21 protein-coding genes and 4 pseudogenes are annotated in these 24016 nt (G+C 36.1%); 15 read left to right on the forward strand and 10 right to left on the reverse strand.

Annotated features, from left to right (window positions below; genetic code table 11):
• Nucleotides 1–372 precede the first annotated feature (372 nt).
• The 3 genes from DMC01_RS00710 to DMC01_RS00720 all read right to left on the reverse strand — a co-directional run bounded on the left by DMC01_RS00710 (nt 373) and on the right by DMC01_RS00720 (nt 4498).
• A complete protein-coding gene (locus tag DMC01_RS00710; RefSeq protein ID WP_142692389.1) occupies nt 373–1395 on the reverse strand; it encodes a DHH family phosphoesterase in 1023 nt (340 codons plus the stop codon).
• Between the two features lie 538 nt (nt 1396–1933).
• Nucleotides 1934–4099 (reverse strand): flagellar biosynthesis protein FlhA, encoded by a 2166-nt coding sequence (flhA, locus tag DMC01_RS00715; RefSeq protein ID WP_142692390.1) that lies wholly within the window; start codon nt 4097–4099, stop codon nt 1934–1936.
• A complete protein-coding gene (locus DMC01_RS00720) occupies nt 4100–4498 on the reverse strand; it encodes an Rrf2 family transcriptional regulator (protein ID WP_142692391.1) in 399 nt (132 codons plus the stop codon).
• Between the two features lie 351 nt (nt 4499–4849).
• Between DMC01_RS00720 and DMC01_RS00725 the strand changes: the two genes are divergently transcribed.
• The 4 genes from DMC01_RS00725 (at nt 4850) to pstB (ending at nt 8575) form a co-directional block, all read left to right on the forward strand.
• The gene (locus tag DMC01_RS00725; RefSeq protein ID WP_142692392.1) at nt 4850–5410 is read left to right on the forward strand and encodes a queuosine precursor transporter; all 561 of its coding nucleotides are present in this window, start codon (nt 4850–4852) and stop codon (nt 5408–5410) included.
• A gap of 371 nt (nt 5411–5781) precedes the next feature.
• The gene (gene pstC / locus DMC01_RS00730; RefSeq protein ID WP_142692393.1) at nt 5782–6702 is read left to right on the forward strand and encodes a phosphate ABC transporter permease subunit PstC; all 921 of its coding nucleotides are present in this window, start codon (nt 5782–5784) and stop codon (nt 6700–6702) included.
• Nucleotides 6699–7841 carry a phosphate ABC transporter permease PstA gene (gene pstA / locus DMC01_RS00735; RefSeq protein ID WP_142692394.1) on the forward strand — a complete coding sequence of 381 codons (1143 nt, stop codon included), beginning with the start codon at nt 6699–6701 and terminating at the stop codon, nt 7839–7841. Before pstC ends, pstA begins: the two co-directional genes overlap by 4 nt.
• Nucleotides 7835–8575, forward strand: coding sequence for a phosphate ABC transporter ATP-binding protein PstB (gene pstB, locus DMC01_RS00740; protein WP_142692395.1), 741 nt, complete (start codon nt 7835–7837; stop codon nt 8573–8575). Before pstA ends, pstB begins: the two co-directional genes overlap by 7 nt.
• Before the next feature lie 33 nt (nt 8576–8608).
• Here the strand turns inward: pstB and DMC01_RS00745 are convergent.
• Both DMC01_RS00745 and DMC01_RS00750 read right to left on the reverse strand, forming a co-directional pair.
• A pseudogene (locus DMC01_RS00745) lies at nt 8609–9030 on the reverse strand (hypothetical protein).
• A gap of 288 nt (nt 9031–9318) precedes the next feature.
• Nucleotides 9319–10473, reverse strand: a complete 1155-nt coding sequence (locus DMC01_RS00750) for a MalY/PatB family protein (protein WP_142692396.1) — start codon at nt 10471–10473, stop codon at nt 9319–9321.
• 127 nt (nt 10474–10600) lie between these two features.
• On the opposite strand from DMC01_RS00750, the gene DMC01_RS00755 reads away from it, so the two are divergent.
• On the forward strand, nt 10601–10978 hold the full coding sequence (locus DMC01_RS00755; RefSeq protein ID WP_142692397.1) for a hypothetical protein: 378 nt from the start codon (nt 10601–10603) through the stop codon (nt 10976–10978).
• Nucleotides 10969–11253 (forward strand): hypothetical protein, encoded by a 285-nt coding sequence (locus DMC01_RS00760; protein WP_142692398.1) that lies wholly within the window; start codon nt 10969–10971, stop codon nt 11251–11253. The genes DMC01_RS00755 and DMC01_RS00760 overlap by 10 nt, the downstream gene beginning before the upstream one ends.
• A 118-nt stretch (nt 11254–11371) precedes the next feature.
• Here the strand turns inward: DMC01_RS00760 and DMC01_RS00765 are convergent, their stop codons facing one another.
• Nucleotides 11372–12079 (reverse strand): hypothetical protein, encoded by a 708-nt coding sequence (locus DMC01_RS00765; protein ID WP_142692399.1) that lies wholly within the window; start codon nt 12077–12079, stop codon nt 11372–11374.
• A gap of 104 nt (nt 12080–12183) precedes the next feature.
• Here DMC01_RS00765 and metK point away from each other — a divergent pair, with 104 nt between their 5' ends.
• From metK to DMC01_RS14625, 4 genes and pseudogenes are all read left to right on the forward strand, one after another.
• Nucleotides 12184–13377, forward strand: coding sequence for a methionine adenosyltransferase (metK, locus tag DMC01_RS00770; RefSeq protein ID WP_142692400.1), 1194 nt, complete (start codon nt 12184–12186; stop codon nt 13375–13377).
• 185 nt (nt 13378–13562) lie between these two features.
• Nucleotides 13563–14282: an NYN domain-containing protein gene (locus tag DMC01_RS00775; protein WP_142692401.1), complete on the forward strand. Its 720-nt coding sequence runs from the start codon at nt 13563–13565 to the stop codon at nt 14280–14282.
• A 376-nt stretch (nt 14283–14658) separates the two neighbouring features.
• On the forward strand, nt 14659–15564 hold the full coding sequence (gene argF / locus DMC01_RS00780; protein ID WP_142692402.1) for an ornithine carbamoyltransferase: 906 nt from the start codon (nt 14659–14661) through the stop codon (nt 15562–15564).
• 1204 nt (nt 15565–16768) lie between these two features.
• Nucleotides 16769–17288, forward strand: a pseudogene (locus tag DMC01_RS14625) (hypothetical protein); the annotation flags it as partial.
• A 28-nt stretch (nt 17289–17316) separates the two neighbouring features.
• Here DMC01_RS14625 and DMC01_RS12995 read toward each other — a convergent pair.
• Both DMC01_RS12995 and DMC01_RS15655 read right to left on the reverse strand, forming a co-directional pair.
• Nucleotides 17317–17466 carry a hypothetical protein gene (locus DMC01_RS12995; protein ID WP_185908555.1) on the reverse strand — a complete coding sequence of 50 codons (150 nt, stop codon included), beginning with the start codon at nt 17464–17466 and terminating at the stop codon, nt 17317–17319.
• Nucleotides 17467–19043: 1577 nt separating this feature from the next.
• Nucleotides 19044–19169, reverse strand: coding sequence for a hypothetical protein (locus DMC01_RS15655; protein WP_282432205.1), 126 nt, complete (start codon nt 19167–19169; stop codon nt 19044–19046).
• Between the two features lie 25 nt (nt 19170–19194).
• Here DMC01_RS15655 and DMC01_RS16315 point away from each other — a divergent pair.
• From DMC01_RS16315 to DMC01_RS00790, 3 genes and pseudogenes are all read left to right on the forward strand, one after another.
• A pseudogene (locus DMC01_RS16315) lies at nt 19195–19278 on the forward strand (IS1595 family transposase); the annotation flags it as partial.
• A gap of 165 nt (nt 19279–19443) precedes the next feature.
• Nucleotides 19444–19599 (forward strand): hypothetical protein, encoded by a 156-nt coding sequence (locus DMC01_RS16320; RefSeq protein WP_185908557.1) that lies wholly within the window; start codon nt 19444–19446, stop codon nt 19597–19599.
• Nucleotides 19600–19938: 339 nt separating this feature from the next.
• A pseudogene (locus tag DMC01_RS00790) lies at nt 19939–20369 on the forward strand (IS1595 family transposase); the annotation flags it as partial.
• A 110-nt stretch (nt 20370–20479) separates the two neighbouring features.
• On the opposite strand, the gene DMC01_RS00795 reads toward DMC01_RS00790, so the two are convergent.
• Both DMC01_RS00795 and DMC01_RS00800 read right to left on the reverse strand, forming a co-directional pair.
• The gene (locus tag DMC01_RS00795; RefSeq protein WP_142692403.1) at nt 20480–21052 is read right to left on the reverse strand and encodes a cysteine hydrolase family protein; all 573 of its coding nucleotides are present in this window, start codon (nt 21050–21052) and stop codon (nt 20480–20482) included.
• A gap of 11 nt (nt 21053–21063) precedes the next feature.
• A complete protein-coding gene (locus DMC01_RS00800) occupies nt 21064–21903 on the reverse strand; it encodes a methyltransferase domain-containing protein (RefSeq protein ID WP_142692404.1) in 840 nt (279 codons plus the stop codon).
• A gap of 277 nt (nt 21904–22180) precedes the next feature.
• Here DMC01_RS00800 and DMC01_RS00805 point away from each other — a divergent pair, with 277 nt between their 5' ends.
• Together DMC01_RS00805 and DMC01_RS15660 are read left to right on the forward strand one after the other, a co-directional pair.
• On the forward strand, nt 22181–22786 hold the full coding sequence (locus DMC01_RS00805) for an NUDIX domain-containing protein (RefSeq protein WP_142692405.1): 606 nt from the start codon (nt 22181–22183) through the stop codon (nt 22784–22786).
• Between the two features lie 536 nt (nt 22787–23322).
• On the forward strand, nt 23323–23457 hold the full coding sequence (locus tag DMC01_RS15660; protein WP_282432206.1) for a hypothetical protein: 135 nt from the start codon (nt 23323–23325) through the stop codon (nt 23455–23457).
• Nucleotides 23458–24016: the final 559 nt, after the last annotated feature.

Raw genomic sequence — 24016 nt, forward strand, 5'->3', positions numbered from 1 at the left:
TAAAAAAGTGGTGAAAATCAGCTAGCTTTGTGCTTTTGCAAAATAGTTTTGTAAAAAGAGTTTGAATTAATGCCTTTGCCTTAGAATTTGGCACCGTAAAATTAAGTTATGAAATCTTTTGGCATTTAAAAATACCTTTAAACTCTTACAGATCCTTAAACTTCTTTTGAGGCATTTGTAAAAAAGCTTTGTTTTAAGAGGCTACAGTATCTTTGTTAAAAGTTTTGCTCTAAGATTAACTGTTTCTAAAAACTAGCCAAGAGCCTTGAATTTAAATTTGCAAACAAGCAGCCTAAATTCAAGCAAAGTTCAACCAAGCTTTTTGTCTTAGCATACAAAAGCCTAGCCCCTAAAAGCACGCCCTTAGTGCCTCTAAGTCTTATCCCTTGTGATCAAATCTTGCATTTGAGCCTTAATAAGCTCATAATCGCTACTATCCTTAAAGCTAGAAAAAAGCCCTCCGCTAGCGTTTTTATGTCCGCCGCCTCCTACTAAGCTCTTAGCCATCAAGCTTACATCCATCTTGTCATTTGATCTAAAACTAAGGCTCTTCCTTGAATTTACATCTATGAAAAAGTCAAAGTCCTTATTTTGCACCAAAAAATCATTGCCAATGACTGAGACATTGCCTATATTATAGGTTAAAATTCCCTTATAATCCTCATAAAAAATGCTTAATCTTTCCTTGTTTTCGCCCAAAAGCTTTACCACATAGTGAGAGAGTAAATTGCCAAGCGTGTCATCTTTTTGAGCCTTGAAAAAATCCTTCTTTAAAAAATGCACCTTATCCTCCAAGGCTATGTTTGCGTTTTTTTGCCCTATGAATTTACAAGCATTTTTTAGCAAAAAAAAGATATATTTTGTGTTTTCTTCTTTGAATAAAACCCTATTAATCTCCCTTGCACCAGCTACCATAGCCAAAAAAACCTTGCCAAGTTCAAAATTCTCATCATCTTTAAGCCAAATATCAATGGCATTTATAAGCTCTACAAGCCTTCCTAGCTCCTCATCTGTCCCATAAATTTTAGACAAAAACTCATAAACCATCTTAGTAGCACAACGAGAGCTATCAAGCAAATACCAGTGATATTTCGCCGCACTTTCAGCCCCACTTTGATGATGATCTAAGAGAAAAATTTTGGCATTTTTATCCTTAATGGCATTTTCTAAGTCCTCACACTGAGAAGTCGTGAGATTTAAATCGCTTATGAAAATGATGAATTTTTCATTTTCTTCTAGCTTATTATTTATCTCATTTAAGATCATATTAAAGCTATCATTAATCTCTCGTCCGTAGTTTGAGTTAAAAAAAACGCAGTTTTTAAAGTAAAAATCAAGCACAAACTGAGCCCCATAGCCATCTAAGTCTGTGTGTGAAAGATGATAGATTTTCATTATTTTTCCTTAATCTTCTTGTGAATTTTTTTAACTTGTTTGATTTATGAGCTTTTAAATTCAAAAACCTTTGCCAAAATTACAAAATTATCTAATTTTTCTTAAACTTATCTTTAAATTCAAGATGCTTATAAGCCTTTAAATTTAAAAGAAGGGCTGTTTAAAATTGTTTAAATTCAAAACATTCATTAAATTCAAAGCAGTTGCAAATTTTTAAAATTTAAATAAAGCCAAAAAATAAGAACTCAAAGTACCTTAAATTCAAAAACCGTCATTTTAAATTCAGCCTTAAATTCAAGCTTAAAATATTTAAACTGCTGAATTTAAGCTTAAATTCAAGCAAGGCTTGAATTTAAATGATGTGGTAACAAAATTCAAACAAAACTCAAACTTTAAATAACACATCAGCAAAATTCACCAAAGGCTTGAATTTAAATAGCAACAAAATTCACTAAAAATTCAAATTCAGCACAACAACAAGCTTAAATTCAAGGCTTAAATTCAATACCACAACAACAAGCTTAAATTTAAACAAGGGCTATAAATCAACAGTAATGACACCCTCTGTTTCAAAATTTGTATTCTCAGCTATCTCAGCAAAGCTTAAAACCACTATGTTGATATTGAAATTTGAGCAAATATCGGCTATGAATTTTCTAAGCTGAGGCTCAACACAAAGCACAAAAGGCTTGATTCTAGTATTTGCGACCTTGGCAAGTTCAGCCTTTAAGGTATCTACTAAGGCTCCTGTTTGAGCTACATTTATCATTAAATGATAGCCATCATCTCTAAGCTGTAAGGACTCCATAAGCTTGGCTGAGCTTTGAGAATCAAAGATATAAATGCCTAAATTTCCCTTCTCATCCACATATAAATTAGTAATCACCCTAGCAAGGGCTGCCCTTACATGCTCGATTATCATATCAAAATTCTTGCTGATCTCTGCTATGTCGGTTAAGGCTTCAAGTATGCTTAACATATCCTTAATGGGAATTTGATGCCTTAAAAGATCCTTTAAGACCTTTTGAATCAGCCCAACAGAGGCCACCTTCAAGCAGTCCTCAACTATAATAGGATAATCCCTTTGAGCCTTATCAAGTAGCCCTTGCACCTCTTGACGAGTTAAAAGCTCACTAGCGTGAGACTTGATAAGCTCACTCATATGAGTAGAGATCACACTTGCTGGATCTATTACTATATAGCCATTTAAAGTAGCCTCGTCCTTTAAATTTGCATCTATCCACAAGGCATCTGAGTTAAAGGCTGGCTCCTTTGTGGCTATGCCCTCAACCTCCTCTGTGATAAAGCCACTATCCATTGCAAGATATTTATCAGGATAAACCTCTGAGCTTGCTATGACAACGCCTTTTAGCTTGAAATTGTATTCATTTGGCTTTAGCTGTAAATTATCCCTAATGCGAATCTTTGGCATCAAAAATCCAAGAGCCTGAGCTATGCTTCTACGCATAGATCGGATTCTTTCTGTTAGCTCAGTTTCTGCAAGACGGATTAAACCATAACCAAGTTCAAGCTCTAAAATTTCAAGCTTTAAGATGTCATTGATCTTATGCTCTTCTTCTTTGGCTATGTCTTCGGGGCTTTTTCTAGGAGCAGTAGCTCTTACTTCTTGCTGAGCTTGAAGCTTTTTGGCAGTATTTAGATCTATTTTGCCATCCTTTACCTGCTTTGTAAGAAAGCCCAAGGCTAAGAACACAAAGGACATAAAGCCCAAAGACAAAGTAGGAAGACCAGGAACCAAGGCAAAGATAAATAAAATAAAGCCTACTATTAAAAGTGTGCGGTATTCGCTTAAAAGCTGGGTTAAACTGCCCTCGGCGAAATTTTCCTCATCCTTACTTGCCCTTGTTATGATGATGGCTGTTGCTGTTGCTGTGATTAGACCTGGAATTTGAGAAACAAGTCCGTCTCCTATGGTAAGGAGGGTAAAGGTATTTGCAGCTGAGCTTAGGCTCATATCGTGTTGAAAATAGCCTATTAAAATTCCACCTATTATGTTAACTATGGTGATGATAATGCCAGCAATGGCATCACCTTTTATGAATTTACTTGATCCGTCCATAGCCCCATAAAAATTTGCCTCTGCTATGATCTCTTGCCTTCTGCTTCTAGCTGTCTCCTCGTCAATTAGTCCTGCATTTAAATCAGCATCAATTGCCATTTGCTTACCAGGCATAGCATCCAAGGTAAATCTTGCTTGCACCTCGCTCACTCTGGTGCTACCCTTGGTAACGACCATAAAGTTGATTAAAACCAAGATACAAAAAACAACTATACCTATGACTAAATTTCCACCCACAACAAAGTCTCCAAAGGCTCTTATGATGTGGCTTACCGCACCTGGCTGGGTGGCTTCTTGAGGACCATTTGTAAGTATCATGCGAGTAGTAGATACATTTAGAGCGAGGCGAAAAAGTGTTATGACAAGTATGAGGGTGGGAAAGGTGGTAAGATCCGTTGGCTTTGGTATATAAATAGAAATTAAAATGATAAGCACCGAAATAGCAAGGCTTAAAGCCAAGAAAAAGTCCAAAACCATAGGCGGCAAAGGCACAATGATAATGGCAAGTATGCAAACCAAAAAGCCCACAACAGCAAGACTCTTTGCCTTGACTATGGGTGCTATTAGAGGTGCAAGATATGGAGCTACCGGTGCGACCAAATTTAAGATCGTTCTTTTTGCCATCTATTTTCTAACAACATCAGCAAGAGTAACTGATCTAAGATGACCGTCCATCTTCTCTTGTAAATCTTGCAAGACAGGTAGCATATAGCATTTTGAAGCCTTGTTCGTAGGGCAAACGCCCTGAGTGCATTCAAAGACGCTAATTTCTTTCTTCTCTGCACTATCGACTATTTCTTTTAGGGTGTAATCTGCTGGGCTTTTGACCAAGGAAAAGCCCCCCTTTGCACCCTTGTATGAATTCAACAAGCCATCTCTTGCTAAAACTTGCAAGATCTTAGCCAAAAAGCTTTTTGAGATTTCAAGCTCCAAGGCCATAGTTTCAACATCTTGAGGTTTTTCCTTATCAGAAATATAAATCAATGCAAGTAAAGCATACTCGCTAGCTCTTGTAAAAAGCATAAGTTCCCCTTTGTAAATTTTTATAAAACAAGCCCTAATATTATAACAAATTTTTCTTAATTATTTTTGGTAATTGACATTCATTTTGTGTTATAATTTCAAGCTAATTAATTTAGCATTATTTTTAAAAAGCCTTAAATTTGCCACGCAAGCTGTCCTTTTAAGCCTTTGTAAAAAGCTATTTTGTGTGTTGTAAGCTGAAACGAAACAAAAGAATTGCTATTTATCAAAGATATTTGCTTTAAGCTTAGCATAAATTTAAGTAAAGATAAAATTTAACAGTTATTTTAAAAAAACATTTTAAAAACAACAAAGTTAAAAAACTAAAAAATTCAAAAAAGGCTAACAAATATGCCACAGCAAACAAAAATGCCAACAAAGAACATCATCATAAATGCCCTATTTTTAAGTGCTATCATAGTTATTTCAAACTACACAGTTCAGTTTCAAATTCCAAACACCCCTCTTACCTTTGGAGCCTTAACCTATCCTTTTAGCTTTTTAGTCCTTGACATTTTAAGCGAGAAGTATAAAAGAAAAGACACTTCAAAGGTGCTAATGCTAGCGCTTTTACTTGCCTTTTATCCCTCATACCTAGCAGCCACTCCTCAGATCGCTCTTGCTTCTATCCTAGCCTTTTGCGTATCTCAGCCTCTTGATCTCATCCTTTTTTACAGCCTAAAAAGCATAATGCCTAGAATTTGGCAACTTAGAAATTTAGGATCAACCCTAATAGCACAGTTTATAGACACGCTAATATTCTTCACAGTAGCCTTTTGGGGCATCAACACTATGTCTGAAACCCTAACTATGTCTCTAGCAGATTACTCAGTTAAGGCTCTCATAGCCCTTGCAAATACGCCCTTATTTTGGTTTTTTGCCATAGCTACATTTAGAAAAAATAGGCTTTGAATTTAAAACAGTAAGATCAAAAAAGCTTTAAAATTCAAAGCCTTAAAAAATTCAAACAAGCATTTTTTGATAAGAAATTTACAAAGCGAAAACGCTCAAATTTAAAAAGCTTATAAATTTAAATGCCTTGAATTTAAAAAGCTTCAAAGCCTTTAAATTCAAGGTTAAAATGCAAAATTCACACAAATACTCAAAACACAGTAAAAAGCTCAAAGCATTAAATTTACACAAGATTCAAATTTAAATTCTTAAAAGCAAAAAACTTCAAAATGTTTCCAAAAAGTTTCCATTCCTACTTAGAATTTCGCTAACCCTTTTCAAAAGAAGCGCAAAACGCCACTTAAAAAGGGACAAAATTTAAAGACTTATCAATGCGTGAATTTAAAGAAAATCTAATCAAACTTAGCCTCTTCATTTGTGCCTTCGTAGCAGTTGTAATAAGCTTTGCCATAATGCTTACTATCTTAATTGAAGCCTTGAAATTCTTTCAAAAAGAAAGCGTGTTTTCCTTTTTGTTTAGCTCACAATGGGCAGCAGATGCAGCCTTTGTGAATGCTGATGGGACAGTGGGACACGGGGTTTTTGGAGCTGGGTCCTTATTTTTTGGAACCTTTTATATCTCCTTAATCGCTATGGCTACTGCCTTGCCCCTTGGCATTATGTGTGCTGTTTATCTTGGCGTGTATGCAAATAAAAAGTCAAAAAATCTCTTAAAGCCTATCTTAGAGGTCATTGCTGCCATTCCAACCGTTGTTTTTGGCTTTTTTGCTGTGATTATAATAGCTCCATTTATAGTGTGGATTTTTAGGGCTTTTGGGGTGGAGGCAAGCTATCAAAGTGCCTTAGGAGCTGGCTTTATAATGGGCATTATGATAGTTCCCATTGTGGCATCTTTATCTCAAGACTGCATAGAAGCAGTGAGTGAAAAAAGAATCAACGGTGCTTATGCTCTTGGACTTACAAAAAGAGAGGTTGTCTTTGCTGTGATCCTGCCTGAGGCAATGCCAGGCATCATAGCTGCTTGCTTACTTGGGCTTTCAAGGGCTTTGGGCGAGACGATGATAGTGGTTATGGCAGCTAGCCTTCGTCCAAATATGAGCTTTAACTTCCTTGAAGATATGACAACAGTTACAGTGCATATAGTCCAGGCCCTTCAAGGAGATCAGGCCTTTGACAGCTCTTTAACCCTAAGTGCCTTCTCACTTGGACTTACACTTTTCATTGTAACGCTTATTATCAATGTAATCAGCGTGAATTTAATCAACAAATTTCACAAAGGAAAGAGCTTATGATTAAAAAATTAAACCTCAAAGCTAGAATTTTAAATCCCATAGAGCTAAAAGCTAGAAGAAAGGGATCAAAAAGATTTAGACAGTTTTGCAAAGCCGGGCTTTATATAAATTTGTTCTTTTTATGTATCTTCTTAGGCAGTGTTGGGTATTTGGGCTTTCCTGCCTTAGAACAAAGCTATGTCCTAATCAGTAAAGACAGCAATCAATCTGTTTTAAATCTACTCTCTCGCACAGAAAAAAGAACCCTTCGCTTAGAGGGTGGGGTTGAGAATTTAAATGAGCCTCGTTGGATGCTAGCAAATGCTGAGGCTGATCAGTATTTTAAGTCTAAATTCAATAAGCTCACAGATAGCGAGAAAGAACTTGTGGATCATTTAACCCACAAGGGTGAGTTTGATGCCCATTTTAATGTGAATTTTTTCTTAGGAACTGATTCAAAAAGCTCACCTGAAAGCTCGGGTGTTTTTGCTTCTGTTGTAGGAACTGTGCTTTGTATGCTTGTTTGTATGGGGGTTGCTGTGCCTGTGGGGGTAGCAGCTGCTATTTATTTAGAGGAATTTGCAAAGCAAAATATCATCACAGACACCATAGAAATATGTATAAACAATCTTGCAGGAATTCCTAGCATCATCTTTGGCTTACTAGGACTTGCCTTGTTTATCAACTTCTTTGGTATGCCTCGTTCATCAGCTCTTGTAGGAGGGCTAACCCTTGCTATAATGAGCCTTCCTATCATCATAGTAGCCACAAAGGCAGCCCTAAAAAGCGTGGATGTGAATATGAAAAACGCAGCCTACGCCCTAGGACTTACCAAATGGCAGATGGTAAGTGGCATAGTGTTGCCCTTGGCTGCTCCTATGATACTAACAGGATCAATCTTAGCACTAGCTCAGGCAATAGGCGAAACAGCACCCTTGATGCTAATTGGCATGATAGCCTTTATACCTGATATTGCCAGTAATCTTGCAGAGCCTACAACTGTGCTTCCAGCTCTCATTTATAACTGGGCTTCTATGCCAGAGCGAGCCTTTTTAGAAAGAGCAGCAGCTGGGATCTTGGTGCTTTTGGGCTTGGTTATGGTGCTTAACTTCACAGCTATAATATTAAGAAAATACTTTCAAGGAAAGACAAAATGGTAGCAAAGGTAGTAAATTTAAATTTATTCTACGGAAAAAAACAGGCTCTTTTTGACATCAATATGCATGTCGCAAAGAACAAAATAACAGCTCTAATTGGAGCTTCTGGTTGTGGCAAATCCACCTTCTTGCGTTGCTTTAACAGGATGAATGATAAGATCGCTAAGATCGAAGGACTTGTTGAGGTAAATGACAAGGATGTGCGAAATGCCGATGTGGTAGCACTTAGAAAGAGTGTTGGAATGGTATTTCAACAACCCAATGTCTTTGTAAAAAGCATATTTGAAAACATAACCTATGCTCCAAAAATTCACGGTCTTGTCTCAGGAAAAGACGAGGAAACTCAGCTTGTAGAAACTTGTCTTAAAAAGGTGGGGCTTTTTGAGGAGGTAAAGGACAAGTTGCATCAAAATGCCCTTGCCCTTTCAGGAGGGCAGCAACAAAGGCTTTGCATAGCAAGAGCCTTGGCTATAAACCCTGATTTACTGCTCTTAGACGAGCCTACCTCTGCACTTGATCCCATTTCAAGTGGGGTTATAGAGGAACTTGTCAAGGAATTAAGCCATAATCTTACTATGATCATGGTTACTCATAATTTACAGCAAGGAAGAAGGGTGGCTGATTATGCTGCCTTTTTTCATTTGGGTGAGCTTGTAGAATTTGGCAAAAGCCCTGAATTCTTTGAAAATCCCAAAAAAGACAAGACAAGGGCTTATCTAAGCGGAGCCTTTGGCTGAGAGTTTAAAGCTCTTTTTTTGTTAAATTTAGGCTCAATTAAACTTAACTGGATTTTCTCTTATCAATTTCAATAAATTTTGATAAAGATTTTGTCCTAAATTTTTCGTATTATATACAAATTTTGTTTCTTTTAAATGAAGGACAAAATTTTCTTTTTTAGCCCTTAAATTTCGCCAAACGACACTTCGCAAAGCCACTTCTGTTTGCAGTTGCAAGACATAACGAAGTAAAAAATAACTCTCATCAACTTCTATCTCGCCACTCATTTTAGAAAGCTTCTCACACTCTTTAAGGGTTAAAATGCGAATTTCTTTGAAAATTTTGCACAAACTTTGTTGTGAGATTTGACAAAGTAGAGCGTTTTTTTCGCCTCTAAATCAAGGCAGAAATACTTCAAAATTCCTTAAATTTCTTTTGAGACAATTTGGGAACGGATTATGTATTTGTTTTTCATAGGCGTTAACTTAAAAACCTTTCAATTTGATTTAAGTTTAATTGAGCCTAAATTTATTTGTTTTGTCAAAATAGCTAAAAATAAGATTTTTAGCTCACAAGGTTTCTTTTGTGAAGTGTATCTTTTTAGAAAATAAGTTTTTGGATGAGGTATAGCTTTTTTTAAGAACGAAGTTTTTTTATAAAAAAACTCTCTTTGCCTTGAATTTTAGAAGCTCTTAACTTCTATTTTTTTTCAAAGGCACTTAGCTTACAAAGGCTTAAATTCAACACTTTTTCAAAAAAAGCTTTAAAAGCCAAGCTTATTAAAGGCTTTGATGCCTTGTTCGAATTTCTCCAAGCCCTGTTTTAAAATAGATCTAGGACAAGCCAAATTCAAACGCAAAAAGCCCTTGCCATTTCCCCTAAAATCAGCCCCACTTGATAAAAAAAGCCCATATTTTTCACGCAAAAATTTAGCCAACACCCCACTATCCTTGCAAAAGCATTCTATCCATATCATATAAAGTGCCTTGCTTCTTACCACCCTACACGGTGTGTTTTGTTCTATGAATTTATACGCGTAAGCCTTATTTTCAGCTACATAAGCATTCATAGCATTAAGCCAGGCTCTGCCTTTTGGCGAAAAGGCAGCACTTGTAGCCTCTAAGATCATGGTATTTGGCATTGTTATACCACTTTTGCGAAATTCTTTTTGCACCCTATGTCTTAAAGATGGGCTTTTGATGATATTAAAGGATCCGCAAAGTCCTGCTAGATTAAAGGCCTTTGTGGCTGAAAGCGTGATGATCGCATTGCTATCTATCTCATAAAAGCTGGTATATGAAAAGGGCGACTCGACAATGTCGCAGTGAATTTCATCGCTGATTATTTTTGCACCGTGCTTTTTGCAAAGCTTGCTTATCTTTGTAAGCTCACCCTTGTCAAAGAGTTTGCCTGTGGGGTTATTAGGATTGCAAAGTATCATTAGTGCTGGACTTTGCGTGGCTAGTTTTTGCTCTAAGTCCTTAAAATCCACAGTATAAACCCCATCATTGTAAGCTAGTTTATTTTCTACAACTACTCTGTCATTATCCTTAATAATATGAAAAAACATATGATAAACAGGGCTTTGAACGAGAATTTTATCTCCTTTTTTGCTAAAAAGCCTAATCATAGCAGCAAGGGCTGGGACAACGCCATTACTAAACAGTATGCTTTCTTTATCTATTTTAAGTCCGTGAAAATCGCCCCACCAAGAAACAATGCTCTCATAAAAGCTCTGCGGTATGATATTATAGCCAAAGATACCGTGTGAAAGCCTCTTTTGCAAGGCTTCTTTTATGCAAGGTGCTAGCTCAAAGTCCATATCCGCCACCCACATAGCCAAAGTATTTTTATCCAAGTCCCATTTTACTGAATTTGTGCCTTTTCTGTCTATCAACAAATCAAAATCAAACGCCATTTTAGCCCTTTGCAAAAAAATAAAAAACGCATTATAGCAAATTTCGTTCGCTTTTTGTTACAAATTTTAAGTCTTTTTAAGCTTGCTGTGTTAAAATTTACCCCAAATTTACTTTAAAGGATAAACAATGGCGTGTTTCACAGCAGCGATTGCAGAAGTCGCAGTAGTAAGCTTTATCAAACACAAAGTCGCTCAAAAAGAGCAAAATTTAGGCGCTAGCTTAAATAAAAGTGCGAAAATCCCCCTTTCTACCAAGCTTTCGTGGCTCATTACTATGCTTTGGGGTGGCGTGTTTTTGCTGGCTATCGAGCATATCTACCACGGCGAGATTATCGCTGAATTTCCCTTTCTCACAGCCGTAAAAGACGGCAACACGAGCGAAATGCTTATGGAAATAGCTACCATAGGCGGTGGAATTTGCGTTCTAATCCCACTTGTGTGGCTCATCGCTTGTCATTTTGCGGACAAAGCTTTTGCGCAAAAGGCGAATTTACAATGTGCCTAATTCTTACCTGTATCGCAGCGGCTCTTTGCTCGGTGCTTTGGTATAAAAAAGACAGAGCAAACGCCTATAAAATAGGCACGCTTGCCCTTGTATTTTGGGGGGCAAGCCTGATGTGGCTCGTGGATTGCGTGTTTGCGGCTTTTTCGGGCGAGGGCTTTTTTGATTTAAGCCTTGATGATACGAAGCTAGGTTTCATCATAATCGCTTGTGGTGTGGCAATGTGGCTTGTGATTTTAGGCTTGTCGCGTTCAACAAAAGTTTTAAGCAAGGCTTGAATTTTAAAGGGATAAATTGATTTTCATTTCGCAAATTTTGCGCTAAATTTATACTGATGATTTTGCGTGTGGCGAAATTTTACGCTCAAATTCAAGCCAAATTTAAATTTTTAAATTTTCACTCGCCCTTTTTGAAAAAGCGCGTGAAAAAGCCTGTGAAATTTGAATTTTCCTGCTCGTCAGCGTTGCCGTTTTTATCCGCGTTTTCGCCCAAATTCACGCCCGAGCTTTTATGTGTCAGCAGTTTTGGGTGCTGCGTGGTAAGTTGTGCTGGCTCGCGCCTAGTTTTAAAAAACTCGTCCTTGTGTGTCTCTTTGAGATACTTGTAAATCAGCGTTCCGTGTATCTTAAAATGCTTTTGCAAGGCGCGGTGAAATTCGCCTAAATTCTTGCTTTGTGCGCGCAAATCCCTTATGAATTCAGCGTTCTTTTCAAAAAGCTGTATGTGATAATCAGGCTTTACATCAAGCCTTGGGGCTTGTTCGTTGTTTATCTTTATGATTCTTATTTTTTTGCCAAAAAATTCTTCTGTAAAGCCTAGCTTGTTAAAGATATTATCATTACTTACTATAAAACACTTTTCAAGCTTTTTTTGAGCGAGTAAAAAGCCCAAAAGCGTAAGTATGATCTTATCCGCATAGTCCTTACTCACCTCATTAAAATTATAAAATTTAACCCTTCTTTTGTGTAAAAATTCAAGTGCCATTAAGGAAAATTTCAAGGTAGCATTGCCAACTATAAAAAAATTATCCTTTTTTTTAAATTTTTGAGATCTTATAAAATTGTCAAAATTCACATTTTCGCTGTCTATTAAAAAGGCTCTCATCGCTTGATCCTTAAAAAATTTTTAAGAATTATAGTGCAAAAAAATTAACCTTTTATGTTAGAATTTTCCGTCTTTATGACAAAAATTTACCCGAAAGGAAAAAAATGTATCTATTCACTTCCGAAGTTGTAAGCCCCGGACACCCTGACAAGTGTGCGGACATAATCGCTGATACTATAGTGGATATACTCTTGAGTAATGACAAAGACTCAAGGGTGGCGAGTGAAGTCTTTGTCGCTGGCAACAAGGTTGTCATCGGCGGAGAGGTCAAGTCAAAACACAGGCTTAGCAAGGCTGATTATGAAAGCCTTGTCAAAGGGGCATTAGCCAAGATAGGCTACGATGGCAAGGGCTTTTTCACAAGGTCTCAGTGCTTGCACCCCGGTGAAATAGAGGTGCTTGTGTTTTTAAACGAGCAAAGCCCTGACATAAATCAAGGCGTTGATCAGCAAAGTGGCGAAATAGGAGCAGGAGATCAGGGCATAATGTTTGGCTTTGCAAGCTGCGAGGCAGACGAGTATATGCCAGCAGCCATTAGCTATGCAAGAAGGCTTTGCGATAAGGTGTATGATTACGCCTTAAAGCACCCTGACAAGCTTGGCGTTGATATAAAGACCCAAGTTACTGTGGATTATGGCACGAAGAGCAATTTTGAAAACTGCCAGCCTCAAGCCATTCACACCATAGTGGTGTCCGCTCCAAGCGTTGAAAGTCTTCACATAGACGAGGTTAGAAAGCTTGTAATGCAGCTTATTTTAGAAGCTGATTTGCCAAAAAAGCTCTTTAAGCCTGAAAAAACAAGGATCTTAATCAACCCCACAGGAAAATATGTCAATCACAGCTCCTTGCACGATAGCGGGCTAACAGGCAGGAAACTCATAGTAGATAGCTTTGGAGGCTATTCGCCAATAGGTGGCGGCGCTCAAAGCTCAAAGGACTACACAAAGGTTGATAGAAGCGGACTTTACGCTACAAGATGGCTTGCTAAAAACATAGTCGCCGCAGGGCTAGCCAAAAAATGCGTGGTGCAGCTAAGCTATGCCATAGGCGTGGCACAGCCTACCTCTGTGAGCGTGGATTGTATGGGGACGAACACGAGTGTAGATGATGACAAGCTTAGCGAATTTGTGATGAAAACCTATCCGCTTACTCCAAACTGGATAAAAAACAAATTCGCCCTTGACAAGCCTAGCAAGGACACCTTTCTTTACGCAAATGTAGCTGCCAGAGGACAAGTAGGACAAAAGGACTATCCTTGGGAAAGGCTTGATGCTGTGAGTGAATTTAAGGCTTTATAGCTTTAAAGCTAGTTAAAGGCTAGTTTTTAGAGCTAGTTAAAGGTTATCTAAATTCAAGGCTTTTAAGCCTTGAATTTGGGTTTTAAAATTCAAGTATTTAAAGCCTTGAATTTTGGTTTTAAAATTTTGTGAAACTATGGCTTTAATTTATCTAAGCTTAAAAAAGCCTAGAATAAGGAAAGAAAATGAAAGTAGCGGTGTTTTTTGACTGCGAAAATGTCTCTGCAAAATATGTGGAGTATGTCTTTAAAGAACTATCAAACAAGAACAAAAAAGTAATTATCGCAAGGGCATTTAAAAACTGGGCAAGGCCAAGTGATTGGAGTGAAGATCTAGTGCAAAAGCAAGGCATTAAGCCCATGCAAGTTTTTAGCAAAAGTGGCAAAAACAGTGCCGATCTTGCAATAGCCATAAGCGTAATGAAAGAACTTGCAAGGGGCATTGTGGACGGCATAGTGCTTGTTTCAAGCGACAGTGATTTTTCAGTGTTAGCACAAGAAATCAAAGCAAACGGACGAGAAGCCATAATCTTTGCAGAGGATAAGGCAAATGAGAGCTTAAAAAACTGTTGTGATCTTTTCATCCCCCTTCCTCAAATTATAAGCTCAAACAAACAAAACAGATCAAATCCCTTAAAACAACATTCAATAAATGATCAAGAGATTGAAAAAATCCTAAAAGAAGTTCTTAAAGAACTGGATGCAAAATGCGACAGTGAAGGCTTTTGCAAGGTAGCTCAAATAGGAGTTTATCTCAAACAAACAAGGAATTTAAGCCTCAAAGATTTTAAAGCACAAAGCTACAAAAAGCTTTTTGATAGATTTAAAGATAGCTTTGAGTATAACTTAGTAGGCTCAACCCTAGCAGTAAGGCTTGTTAAATTTAAAGGCTTTGATGTATTTTAAAAAAGCCTTGAATTTTCTTAAATGCGTGAATTTTAAGCTTTTAAATGTAAGCTTGGTCTATTTTTAAACTGTAAAAATTCAAGCTTGTGTGAATTTTAAGTCTTTAAATGTAAACTTAGCCTTTTTTTGAAACCATCAAAACTCAAATTTATGTGAATTTTAAGTCTTTAAATTTAGGCATTATTTCAGCCATCAAAACACGAACTTTTGTGAATTTAAACTAGCAAGAACTAGTTTTTCATCTTTTTAACAAATTTCACCTCACTGTTTCATAAGCTAAACCAAAATCATTATGCTGTGAATTTACATAAATATACTTTTATTTTTTTCAAAATAACTGTATAATTTTTGTTTCAAAAAATTCAAAGGATGAAAGATGAGACATTTTTTAAGTCTAAGAGATTTTAGCAAGGATGAGATCTTAGATCTTTTAAAATTTGCTGCTGATATTAAAAAAAATCCACGCAAAATGCTAATAGACAAAAGCTTGGCTATGATCTTTGAAAAAAATTCAACCCGCACTAGAATGGCCTTTGAACTTGCTATGACTCAGCTTGGAGGCAAGGCCTTGTTTTTAAGTCATAATGACTTGCAATTAAGCAGAGGAGAGCCTGTGAAGGACACAGCAAGGGTGATAGGGGCTATGGTGGATTTTGTGATGCTTCGTGTAAATTCACACAAGAGCTTAGAGGAATTTGCAAGCTACTCCAAATGCTCTGTGATAAACGGGCTAAGCGATCTATATCATCCAACCCAAGTTCTTGGGGATCTACTCACCATACAAGAGTATAACAAAACAGGCAAGATAGCCTTTGTAGGAGATGCAAATAATATGTGCAATTCTTGGCTCATAGCCTCTGCTATCTTAGGGCTTGATCTTAGCGTAGCTGTGCCTGAAAATTACAAGATAAATCCTGAGATCTTAGACTTTGCTACAAATATGGCAAAAAGCTCAGATGCTAAAATAGAACTACACAATGATAAAAACAAGGCTATAAAAAACGCAGATGTGATCATAACAGATACTTGGATCTCTATGGGACAAGAGGATGAAAAGGAAAAAAGGATCAAGGACTTTTCTGAGTTTATCATAGACAAAAAGGCTATGAACTTAGCAAATTCAGGGGCTATCTTCTTGCACTGCTTACCAGCTTACAGAGGCTTTGAGGTAAGCGAGGAGATCTTTGAGGCACATAGCGAGGAGATCTTCACCGAAGCTGTAAATAGGCTTTATGTGGTAAAGGCTGTGCTTTGTTTTTTAGATGAGCACAGAAGCTCATAAGTTTTGTTGAATTTTAAACTATAACTTGAAGGTTTTTTGAGCAAATTTAAGGCTTAATTTAACTTGTCAAAGGGTTGTTACTTTACGGTTGAAGCTATGAAAAACAAAGTTTCGTTTGCGAATTTCACCAAAGGTAAAGAAAATTGTGAATGATTTTTTATTTCTTGCTTTAAATTATCTAGCATTCTTTTAAGAGGCATTAAGGATTTTTCTTATAAAAAACCAAATTCCGCATTATACTCAAAACTCTGCAAAAAGGTATAAAGGCACAAATGCGCCAAATTCAAAGTTGCAAAAGGGGCGAAATCATATCAATGCGATTGTGAGCTTTTCTTGCTTCTCTAATATTCATAACTGCAAACAAAAGGAGCGTTGCGAAGTTTCGTTTAGCTAAATTTAAAAGAAACAAAATTGAGGCGAAAAATTTATGACGAAATTATCATCAAATTTTGTTGAAATTTAGGCGATTGATACTTTTAGCTAAAATTACCTAGGATTTTTCCTAAGCCATTTTAACAAAATTTTATACAAATTTTAATTCTCAACTTTGACATTAGATTTAAATTCAGTTTCTTTCAAATGCGTAAAAAGAAAAATTCTCTTGCCGTGAAACCCCCTAATCTAGCCTTTCCAAAGCCTCAGAAATTCACAATTTCATTGATGTGATTTCATCCCTTTGCAAATTCTTTTTTACTATGCTTTACCCTATAACATGCCCTTGCTCCTTCTTGCAAAGGGACAAGAGAAGTAAAAAATTCACTAATCCATCATAGGCTTTGAAGCTTTTCTATAAATCTCACTTTCTTCAATCTTTGCAAAGTCCTTTATAATAGACAATAGCTCTTTAGCCAAGCAGTGTTTGAGTATATAAACGCTAAGCTAGCGGGCGATTGATACTTTTAGCTGATATAATTACAGCTAAAAGCTTGGTAAAATCGATCTTAGTATATATTTTTGCCCTATATTTGAAAGCGGAAATTTAATCAATTTTAGAGTGCTTTTGTGCTGATCTTTGCGTAAGCAAAATCGCTGTTTTGTGCAAGGTTTCTCGCCCTTGCGTGAATAGGATAGTGTAACAAGCTTTTGACCCTTAAAGAGTGCGAAAAAATCAGCAAAACGAAGTTTCTTTAGAAAATGAGCGGTTAAATCGAAGAGGGTGAGAGTTATTTTTTGCTTCGTTTCGTCTTGCAACTGCGTAGCAGAAGGAGCAAAAAGAGTGCGTGGTAAGCGTGGGCGTGGAGCTAAAAACGTCTGTGTTTTTACTTCGTGCTACGCACTCGTCCCTCTGCGAGAATGTATGCTAAAACGCTAGTCTAGCGTTTATACGCTCAAGCACTTGCTCTGCGAAAGAGCTACTGCCTATCATAAAGGACTTTTCAGAGCTTGAATAAAGTGAAATTTACAGCGATAAGCTTCAAAGCCTACGGTGTCTTGGTGGATTTTTTGCTTTGTTTCGTCTTGCAACTGCGTAGTAGAAGGAGTAAAGGCACATTACAGGGTCAAACACTCTAAAAATGAGTTTGCAAATGGACGAAATCACATTAACGGCATAGAGAATTTCTAGGGACCTTACAAAGGCTAGATTAAGTCAGTTTCATGGCAAGAGAATTTGTCTTTTCACGCATTTGAAAGAAATTGAATTTAGACACAATATCAAGGTTAAAAACGAAAATTTGTATAAAATTGTGTTAAAATGGCTTAGGAAAAATCCTCTAAAATTTTAGCTAAAAGTATCAATCGCCAGCTAGCGTTTTAGCAAACCTTTTGTTTGCAGTTGCAAGACGCGTAGCACGAAGTAAAGACACGGACATTTTCCAGCCCCACGCCCCATTTTTCCACAAACTCTTTTTGCACCTTCTGTTCGCAGTTGCAAGACGAAACGAAGCAAAAAATAACTCTCACCCTCTTCGATTTAACCGCTCATTTTCTAAAGAAACTTCGTTTTGCTGATTTTTTCGCATTCTTTGGCCATCAAAATGCGAATTTCCTTTACACACAACTTTGCCCTAAAGTTTGACAAAATAGAGCGTTTTTTCGCCTCTAAATCAAAGCTTCTTGCAAAGCGAGGGGACTGGCGAAGTAAAAATACTTCAAAATTTCCATAAATTATATCTGCGAAATTCGGAAACGGACTATGTATTTGTTTTTCATAGGTGTCCTCATAACTTAAAAACCCTTTGGTTTAAGTTTAATTGAGCACTAAAAAAATTCAACTTGTGAATTTTAAAGCCTTTTATTTGAGATCTTTTTTTGAAAAAATGCTTAAATTGTCGTAAATAGTAAAAAGCATCATCAATCCCCAAGTCCCCATTTATCAACATATCCGTTTATGATGAGAACTTTACAAGTTCTAGAAATGTGCGTTTAACGAGGAAGGTGTGAGCTTTTTATAGTGTTAAGCGTTCGCTTTTAAAATCCCAAACTCTCAAGCTAACTTGGCATTTTTAAGGGAGGTGTGCTGATTTTATGACACAGGATCTGCTCCCAAGTGCTAGGCTTTTGGCACAAACTAGCACTAAATTTAAAGGGGGGTGGGGTAAATAGTGCTAACAAGGCTTGATGAAGAACTATATGTAAAATAGCTACACAAACAAGGGCATTTAAAGCTAATCTGCGACAATGAAAAATACGAGTTTATCGCACTTGTTGGCAAAAAAGGATGAGCTAAGAGCTGTAATTATAGGACTAAGCTTTGAAGGCTAAAAGCCCTACACAAAGCCGTTTTTAAGCGCTTTTATATCTTTTAAAGGCTATTTAAATATATTTAAACATATTTAAACATATTTAAACATATTTAAATCTTTTAAAGACTATTTGACGCATTTAAACGCATACTCCAAATCTTTTAAACACGCACCCCCACTCGCTTAGGATACATTTACCCCACTCTTGCCTTGCACCTACGTACAAGACCCACCACAAGACAAGTAAAACATATTTGATGGTTTTAATGCCTTTGTCAAAACTTTGTCAAAACAAGATAAAATAAAGCTTTTGAATTTATAAAAAAGGCTTTGCAATTTGTCAAATTTTTTGCTTAGTTTGATTTTGAAAAACTACACACTAAGAACAAATTCAATCTTTTGGCAAAAAATCCCTCACTTTGATTTTTAACAAAAACTACACAGTCTCTCATTTATACACAAAACAAACAAGATTTTTTTAAATTTAAAGCCAAGCTTTGATTTTATGGGGTAAGAATTGAATTTTTAAGTTTGTCTTAGAAAATGCTAATTTGTATACTTACAATTCCTCTTTAATGTAAGATCTGCTTAACTAAGTCCAAAACAATCAAGGCTTATTTTATTAAAAACTGTCTTGCAAAACTGTTTTAATAAATTTTTAATGTGATATACTTAAGGGTATATATTTTAAGGCGATTGATACTTTTAGCTAATATAATTACAGCCCAAAGCTTGATAAAATCGATCTTAGTATATATTTTTGTCCTACATTTAAAAGCGAAAATTTAATCAATTTTAGAGTGTTTTTGTGCTGATATTTGCGTAAGCAAAATCGCTGTTTTGTGCAAGGTTTCTCGCCCTTGCGTGAATAGGATAGTGCAACAAGCTTTTAACCCTTAAAGAGTGCGAAAAAATCAGCAAAACGAAATTTCTTTAGAAAATGAGCGGTGAAATCGAGGTTGATGAGAGCTACTTCGGTGGTGTGCGTGGAAAGCGTGGGCGTGGGGCTGGTAAAAAGACACCTGTGTTTTTACTTCGTTAAGCCTCTTGTCCCTTTGCGAGAAGGAATGCTAAAATGCAATCGCACGAGTTTATACGCTCAAACATTGCTCTGCAAAAGAATTATTGCCGGTTATAAAGGACTTTTCAGAGCTTAAAGAAGGTGAAATTTACAACGATGAATTAAAATCCTATGATGGTTTGGTGGATTTTTTGCTTCGTTTCGTCTTGCAACTGCGTAGTAGAAGGAGCAAAGGCGCATTATAGGGTAAAGCACTCCAAAAATGAGTTCACAAACGGACGAAGCCACATTAACGGCATAGAGAATTTCTGGGGACCTTGCGAAGGCTAGATTAACTCAGTTTCACGGCAAAGGAATTTTTCTACCTTCATTTGAAGGAAACTGAATTTAGATACAATGTCAAGGTTAAAAACGAAAATTTGTATAAAATTTTGTTGAAATGGTTTAGGAAAAATTCTAGGTCATTTTAGCTAAAAGTATCAATCGCCAATTTTAAAAGAGTGCTGGTTTTATAAGGTTCTCTTTAACTTAAACTCACATGAAATAACTTCAAGTTATGATTTACAAGGTGAAAAACAAGTATATTAATCGTTTAAGAATTGCAAAAGATAAATTTAAAGAGATTTTGAAGTATTTTTTTGCTTCCTTACACTCACAACTTCGCGAGAAGGTATATTAAAACAAAATGGGCAAGTTTATACGCAAATCGTAAAAAATTGTTTTACAAATAAGCTTTTGCCTATCATACAGCATTTTATCAATATAAATGAAGCATAATTCTTTAGTGATTGCTTGGCTACTTATGATGGATTAGTAGATTTTGGTGCTAAAAAACATTACCGAGTCAAACATAGCAAAAACGAGTTTGCATTAGGCAGAAATCATATAAACGAAATTGTGAATTTTTTTGATTCGTTGTATTCGCAACTGTAAAAAGAAGGGATTAGTATAGATTAAGTAAAATTAAAAGTATTAAAAAAGAAAATTTTGTCCTTCATGTAAAGGAAACAAAATTTAGATACAATACGAAAATTCAAGGACAAGGTTTATATAAAATCTTGCCAACAATGATAAGGAATAATCCGCTTAAGTTAAATTGAGACATTTGAATTTGAAAGATTGAACAAGATTTGTAATGTTTAATTAATAAGATCTTGCTACAAGCTGGCATTTTTAAGGAATTTAGCTTGTAGCAAAGATCTGATTTAAGCTACATATCGCTAACTAGCTCAGCTACCTTGTGAATTTTTGCCCCATAACAAAGCTTTAAATAAGCTATCCCACTTTCGTGATCAGCAGGTGTAAAGGCACTTGTGGCATCTTCTGCTATTATCACCTCATAGCCTCTAAAATAAGCATCCGCTGAGGTATGTCTAACGCACATATGAGTGTGAAGCCCTGTTAGGATAACAGATTCAACCCCTAGCTCACGCAACAACAAATCAAGATCGGTTGCAAAAAAGCCACTGTATCTTCTTTTATCAACTATATAATCAAGCCCCCCATCTTGCACAGCCTTTGCCTCTAATTCTGGGATAACCTCTGCACCCTTTGTGCCTTTGATGGCGTGATTTCCCCAAAGCTTTAATTCAAGATCTATGCCCTCATAATGTGCATCGTTACAAAAGATCACAGGGATCTTGTGCTTTCTTGCCTCATTTAAAAGGGTGGCGTTGGTTTGAATTATGCTCTTAGCACCATCACAACCCAAAACTCCTGTTACAAAGTCATTTAGCATATCTACTACTAAAATTGCTGTTTTTTTACTGTTAAAAATTGGCATTTTGTCTCCTTTTAATTAAAAGCTGCCACGAAAAATAGCCTAGGCATCTGCATAAGCACCTTCTTATCTTGTGATTTTAAAATCTTTAAATCTAGCCTAGCAAGTAAATCTTTTTCAAAGTCCTTGCCCTTTTCCTCGCCTAATCTTTCTAAATAAGGACGAAGCCCTGAACCCCTATACCACTCAATAACAGTTTGAGTATCATCTAAGATATGCACATATTCAACCTCCCAAAACCAAAGTTTAAGTGCCTTGCTTGATAAAAGCTCATAATACTCTTTCATTGAAAGTGAGCTAAAAGCCCTCGCACTTGGAAAAAAGCCCTTCCACTTAGGATCTTTTGCCAAGGCTTGAAGCTCGTTGTGAAAGATGGACTTATGATCAAGTGGAATTTGAACGGCTATGAATTTATTAGCCTCTTGTTTATTTTTACTGCTTTTGTTTATATTGAGCACCCTAAAAAGATCATCAAAAAGCCTTTTTTGATCCCTTATCCAGTGAATAGAAGCATTTGCAAAGATAAGATCAAAGCTACCAAGGCTTTCAAGCCCCTCATTTACATCGTGTAGGATAAACTCACAGTCTTTGTAAGCTGTGCTACTAGCCTTTTTTATCATATCAGCTGAGCTATCAATGCCTATGATCTTAGCTTCTTTAAAAAGCTCTCTTAAAAAAGGCACAGCATTTGCAGGACCACAACCAAGATCTAAGATCCTACTAAGTTTACTTGGATCTTTGTTAAACTCCCTTAAAGCACACTGTATGCGAAAGATGAGGTCCTTAAGGGCTAGGTTTCTTTCATTTAAAAATCTCTCATATAAGCTAGCATTCCAAGCGAAGTTTTTTTTCATTAAGGATCCTAAATTTTTTGCTTAATTATAACTTAGAATTTACTAAAATGACACTTAAAAAGCCTAAAAATTTAAAACACAGTTATTTTTGTAACAACTTTGTAACTATTTAAATTTAAAACTTCGCAACCTTTTACTGTGTCCGCTAAACTTAAAAGCTATTTTTGATAAAAAGAAAATTTAAGCTTTAATAATCTTGTGAATTTAAAGGGCCTCAAAGATCCTTTAAAAAAAGTTTTTACATTTTTTTGTTATAATCAACACAAAAGGAGATAAAATGGACACCACCACACTTAAAGAAGAAGAATTTAAAGGCTCAGGCTATATAAGGGTAAAAAGATTTAGTTTTATCAAGGATGGCAAGAAGCATTGGTGGGACTTCATACAAAGTCTAGACAGTGTCAGCGTTTTACTCTATCATAAGGAAAAACAAAGCTTTGTCTTTGTAAAGCAGTTTAGAGTGCCCTTGTGGGATTATCAAATAAGAAATCATATATCTTTGCCACAAAATGAGCTGGGATATTCTGTCGAGCTTTGCTCTGGGCTTGTGGATAAGGATTTAAGCTTAGAAGATATAGCCAAGGAAGAATGCCTTGAAGAGCTTGGCTATATGCCTCATTTCATAGAAAAAATCGGTGAATTTTACAGCGGCTTTGGCTCAGGCACAAGCAAGCAAAGCCTTTTTTACGCAGAAATCACAGAGGATGATAAAAAAGGAGAAGGAGGTGGGATAGATGATGAGGAGATTGAAACTGTTTTTGTAAAAGTGGCTGACTTTGAAAGCTTTTGCAAGAGGGTGATTCACGCTGTGAATTTTGAGTTTGCATACATTTGGTTTATGAAAAATAAGGCTGAAAAATACGGCTTTAAAACTCTTGATTAGCTTCTTGTAGCTTGGGGCATTTAAATTTCATAAGCTTAGTTTAAGATTTAGGCTAAATGATTTAAAATTTTAAAGCTTAAATTCTAAATTTACATAATGAGAACTACATAAAACATTAAAATATGCGTTTCAATTGAATTTAAGCCTCAAGATATGTTAATATAATGTTCACTTATCAATTTTAATGAGAATTTTGTCCTAAAATTTAAGTTTTAATGTGCTTTAAGTGAAGGATAGCATTTTTGGCTCAAGATATTTTAATTTGATACAATATCATTTTAAAGTATGGATAGCAAAATGAAAAACAAGTATATAATTCGCTTCCGAATTTCTGAAAAGAAATTTAAGGAATTTTGAAGTATATTTTTGCTTCGCCTTTCAGTCCCCTCACTTTGCAAGAAGCCTCGATTTAGAAGCGAAAAAATTACCGATCTTTGTCAGATTCGTCATCAAAGCTTATGTAAAATTTTCAAGCAAATTCGCATTTTAATCACCAAAGAGTGTGAAAAATCAGCAAAACGAAGTTTATTTAGAAAATGAGCGGTGAAATGGAAGTTGATAAGAATTATTTTTTGCTTCCTTACACTCGCAACTGCGTAGTAGAAGTGGTTCGCAGAGTGTGCAATTGGCGTTGGGTTGGCAAGAAAACACCTGTGTTTTTACTTCGTTAAGCCTCTTGTAACTGTAAGCAAAAGGCTTGCTAAAACGCTAGGCTAGCGTTTATACATTAAAACACTTGCTATGCCAAAGAGCTACTAGCTATCATAAGGGACTTTGCAGATGTAAAAAATGCCACAATTTACAGCGACAACTGGAAGGCTTATGGTGGCTTGGTGGATTTGTATGCAAAGGCACAAGACCTTGTAAAACACTCTAAAAACTAGTTTGCAAAGGGACGAAATCACATAAACGAAATTGTGAATTTCTAGGGACCTTACAAAGGCTAGATTAAGTCAGTTTCACGGCATTAAAGGGAATTTTTCTTTTTACGCATTTGAAATAAACTGAATTTAGAGCTAAGAGTGAAAATTTGTATAAAATTTTGTTAAAATAGCTTAGGAAGAATCCTAGGTCATTTTAGCTAAAAGTATCAATCGCCACGCTATTTTAGCATTCCTTCTTGCAAAGGGACAAGAACACGAAGTAAAAAACAAGTGTTTTCTTGTCAGCTTCCTATTTTGTCACGAACTCTTTTTGCACCTTCTACTACGCAGTTACGAGCCTAGCGTT

The organism is Campylobacter troglodytis, from assembly GCF_006864425.1.
GTDB lineage: Bacteria > Campylobacterota > Campylobacteria > Campylobacterales > Campylobacteraceae > Campylobacter_D > Campylobacter_D troglodytis.